The 4,237-nt window shown below is 58.4% G+C and carries 5 protein-coding genes; all 5 read left to right on the forward strand.

Features of this window, described 5'->3' with window-relative positions; all coding sequences use genetic code 11:
- A partial coding sequence (locus tag VGU61_RS01850) for an ABC transporter permease subunit (RefSeq protein ID WP_414691580.1) occupies window positions 1–550 on the forward strand: 550 nt, incomplete at its 5' end.
- Between the two features lie 13 nt (window positions 551–563).
- A complete protein-coding gene (locus tag VGU61_RS01855) occupies window positions 564–1,856 on the forward strand; it encodes a branched-chain amino acid ABC transporter permease (protein ID WP_326857393.1) in 1,293 nt (430 codons plus the stop codon).
- Window positions 1,853–2,614: an ABC transporter ATP-binding protein gene (locus tag VGU61_RS01860; protein ID WP_326857394.1), complete on the forward strand. Its 762-nt coding sequence runs from the start codon at window positions 1,853–1,855 to the stop codon at window positions 2,612–2,614. Before VGU61_RS01855 ends, VGU61_RS01860 begins: the two co-directional genes overlap by 4 nt.
- Window positions 2,614–3,315 (forward strand): ABC transporter ATP-binding protein, encoded by a 702-nt coding sequence (locus VGU61_RS01865; protein ID WP_326857395.1) that lies wholly within the window; start codon window positions 2,614–2,616, stop codon window positions 3,313–3,315. Before VGU61_RS01860 ends, VGU61_RS01865 begins: the two co-directional genes overlap by 1 nt.
- A 72-nt stretch (window positions 3,316–3,387) precedes the next feature.
- The gene (locus VGU61_RS01870; protein ID WP_326857396.1) at window positions 3,388–3,957 is read left to right on the forward strand and encodes a gamma carbonic anhydrase family protein; all 570 of its coding nucleotides are present in this window, start codon (window positions 3,388–3,390) and stop codon (window positions 3,955–3,957) included.
- The last annotated feature ends 280 nt before the right edge of the window (window positions 3,958–4,237 follow it).

The raw sequence follows: 4,237 nt of genomic DNA on the forward strand, positions 1-4,237 counted from the left end.
CACAACGACATTCCCGATGTATCGGGGTTTCATGATGCTCATCGCATTGCTGATGCTGGTGTCGATCTTTCTGCTGCTCACGCGCACCCGCATCGGCCTGGTCATCCAGGCGGCGTTGACGCACCCCGACATGGTCGAGGCGCTTGGCCACAATGTGCCGCGCGTGTTCATGCTGGTATTCGGCGGCGGTTGTGCGCTGGCGGGCCTTGCCGGCGTCATTGGCGGTAACGCATTCGTTACCGAACCGGGCATGGCCGCAACCGTCGGCAGCATCATTTTCGTGGTGGTGGTGGTCGGCGGCATGGGTTCCCTTGCCGGTGCGCTGCTTGCATCGCTACTGATCGGCGTGCTGCAAACCTTCGCCGTGGCGCTCGATTATTCCTTCGTCACACTGTTTGCCGGACTTGGAGCAACCATCTCTCCGGAGACCTTCGGCTTCTCGGTGCTCAATCTGACGATTTCGCAGGTTGCGCCGATCATGCCGTACCTGCTGCTGGTGCTCATTCTGATCTTCAGGCCGCGTGGCTTGATGGGTACACGGGAGGGCTGAACGAATGAACACAATGACCATTACAAATACCATGAAGTACTCGCCGTTAAACATCGGACGAATTATCGTCTGGAGCCTGTTTGCGGTCGTCCTGATCGTTGCGCCGATCATTTTCAACAAGGGGGCATCGTTATCTCTGCTGTCGCAGATGGGCACGTTGATGATCTTCGCCCTGTCGTACAACATGCTGCTGGGGCAGGGCGGCATGTTGTCCTTCGGCCATGCGGTCTACTCCGGGCTCGGCGCGTATTTCGCCATCCATGCGATGAACCTGGCCTCCGGCGGCAAGATCTGGATGCCGGTGGCGCTCATCCCGCTGGTGGGCGGAATCGCCGGCATGTTCTTCGGCGCGCTGTTCGGCTATGTCACGACGAAGAAGTCCGGCACGACCTTCTCGATGATCACGCTCGGTATCGTTGAACTGGTGTTCGCCTGCTCGCTGATGTTCCCGGCGTTCTTCGGCGGTGAAGGCGGCATCTCCAGCAACCGGGTCTATGGCCAGCCGTTCTTCGGTCTGACCTACGGTCCGCAGATCCAGGTGTATTACCTGATCGCCTTCTGGCTGTTCATCAGCACCATCGGCATGTTTGCGTTCACGCAGACGCCACTCGGCCGCATCATCAATGCGGTGCGCGACAATCCGGAGCGCGTCGAATTCATCGGTTACGACACGCAATGGGCACGGTACCTGACGCTGATACTGTCGGGCTTCTTTGCCGGTATCTCCGGCGGCCTGTCAGCGATCAACTTCGAGATCGTGACGGCTGAAAACGTCAGTGCCATCCGTTCCGGCGGCGTGCTGCTGTTCGCCTTCATCGGCGGCGTCGGCTTCTTCTTCGGCCCGATGATCGGCGCCATCCTTGGCGTATTTCTGACCGTCATGCTGTCTGACTTCACCAACGCATGGCAGCTGTATCTCGGCGTGTTCTTCATCCTGATCGTCATGTACGCGCCGTTTGGAATTGCCGGCATCATCATGCTCAACCTGCGGGTGGCGAAGTTCGGCAAGTTCAAGCGCATCTGGCCAAGCCTGGTGGCGGTGTGCCTCGCCGGGTTGCTGCTGCTTTTCGGCACGGTGATCGCCGTCGAGATGATGTATCACCTGACCTTGGAGTCGGTAAACGGCACTCAGAAGAAGCTTTTTGGTGTAACAGTCGATACGGCGGCGGCCATGCCATGGATTTTCACGGTGGCGCTGCTTGCGATCGGCACGTTTCTTTTCGTTAAAACAAAGAAGGTTTTTCAACAGGCATGGGGTGAAGTGAATACCGAAATTGAAGAACAGATCCGGAGGGGCGTAGCATGAGCGCGTACGCACTTGAACTGAAAGATGTTCGCAAAAGCTTCGGCAAGTCCGAGATCATCCGCGGCGCCAACCTGGCGGTTCCGAAAGGCGAACGCTTCGCCATCATCGGGCCCAACGGTGCCGGCAAATCGACGCTGTTCAACCTGATTTCCGGACGCTTCCCCGTGACTTCGGGCGACATTCTGCTTAATGGCAAAAGCGTCCTCGGGCTGAAACCGTTCGAGATCAACCGCAGCGGCCTGTCCCGCAGCTTCCAGATCACCAACATCTTTCATCGGCTGTCGGTCTATGAAAACCTGCGTTGCGCGGTGCTGTGGTCGCTCGGGTACAAGTATTCGTTCTGGCACCGCCTCGGCGGCTTAAAGGATGCGCATGCCCGAGCGGAAGCCGTGCTGGAACAAATCGGCCTCAAGCGGCGGCGCGATATTGCGGCTGGTCTGCTCACCTATGCGGAGCAGCGCGCGCTGGAGATCGGCATCACCATCGCCGGCGGCGCGGAGGTCATCCTGCTCGACGAGCCGACGGCCGGCATGAGCCGCTCGGAGTCCGACGCGGCGGTGGAACTGATCCGCAAGGTTACGGTAGGCAAGACCCTGTTAATGGTGGAGCACGACATGAGTGTGGTATTCGGCCTGGCCGACAAGATCGCGGTGGTGGTGTACGGCGAGGTGATTGCCTGCGACACGCCGGAACGGGTGCGCGGCAACCCGAAGGTTCAGGAAGCCTATCTGGGCGGTCACGCGACGGCGGAGGCATGATGGAAGCACTACTCGATATCAAGGATTTGCATGCGTTCTACGGCAAGAGCCATGTGCTGCACGGCGTCGACCTGAAGGTGGGAAAGGGCGAGATCGTCAGCCTGCTCGGACGCAACGGGGTCGGCCGTTCCACGACGGTCAAGTCCGCAATGGGACATGTGGAGACCACCGGTTCGATCCGTTTCAAGGGCGAGGAAATCAGCGGCCTGAAGGCATTCGAGATCGCGTACCGCGGCCTCGGTTACGTGCCTGAAAACCGGGATGTATTTCCAACCCTTACCGTCGAACAGAATCTGCTGCTCGGCGAAAAGAAGGGCAAGAAGTCGCGCTGGGGGCTGAACGACATGTACCAGTTGTTCCCGCGTTTGAAAGAGCGCCAGCATACTGCGGCCGGCGTGCTCTCCGGCGGCGAACAGCAGATGCTGACCTTGTGCCGCACGCTGATGGGCGATCCCGACCTGATCATGATCGATGAGCCGACCGAAGGCCTGGCACCGAAGATCGTTGACCAGGTGGCGCAATACCTCAACGAGTTGAAGAACCGCGGCATCTCGGTGCTTCTGGTGGAGCAGAAGCTGGCGATTGCGCTGGAGATCTCCCAGAGGGTGTATGTGATGGGACACGGCTCCATCGTGTTCGAAGGCACGCCCGCTGATCTGCGCGGCAATGCCGGCATTCGCAAGGAATGGCTGGAAGTATAAAAGCCTGCTGAATACAGGCTGCCGATTTCTTCACCGGAGGTCGGCGGCCTGAGAGCTAAGGAACGCAATCCCATGGCAGTCATCGGCCCAGACGTCGTATTACGCAACCCGGCTTACATTCACGAAACAGCCCACCTGTACGGCAAGGTGACCGTCGAAGAAAACGCCTCCATCTGGATCAATGTCGTTGCACGTGCCGAGCACAAGGAAATCGTGATCGGCGCCTATACGAACATCCAGGATTTCGTCATGCTGCACATCGGCGACCGCACGCCGACCATCATCGGCAGTCATTGCTCGATTACACATCATTGCACGATTCATGGCTGTACCATCGGCGACAACTGCCTGATCGGCATCAATTCCACCATCATGGACGGCTGCGTCATCGGCGAAAACAGCATCGTCGCAGGACATACCTTTCTGAAAGAAGGAACGGTCGTTCCACCTAATTCCATCGTCATGGGCACACCGGGCGCAGTCGTGCGAACCCAGAACAACTTCGTGCGCAACAGGATGAATGCCCATTTTTATTACCGGAATGCGCTCGCCTATGCAGCCGGGAACTACCGCGAATGGGAGCGTCCCGATTTCCAAAACGACGTTATGGCCGAGTTGCAACGGCTCCAGGCCGGCGCATAAAACATAAATATTTCTTGCCTGGCACCGGGACCGGCAGCAGGTTTCCAAGGGGACATGCGTACCGTGGCGGCGCAACACTTTTCGGAAGCAGCTATCTTCTCCTCAGCATTTCGCAACCTTAACGGCAATGTGGTGATTCCCCGCGCAATTCGCTGATGCCGCGATCTTGCCGAAAGGGCGGATCAACGATGCATATCCGACGACAAGAATTCTGGCGCGCTGTTGCGCCGAAAGGCCCGGCAATGACAAGCGGTTGGGCCTACATGGAAATCAGTCCGTT

Origin of the sequence: Noviherbaspirillum sp. (genome assembly GCF_035944575.1) — a bacterium.
GTDB lineage: Bacteria > Pseudomonadota > Gammaproteobacteria > Burkholderiales > Burkholderiaceae_D > Noviherbaspirillum.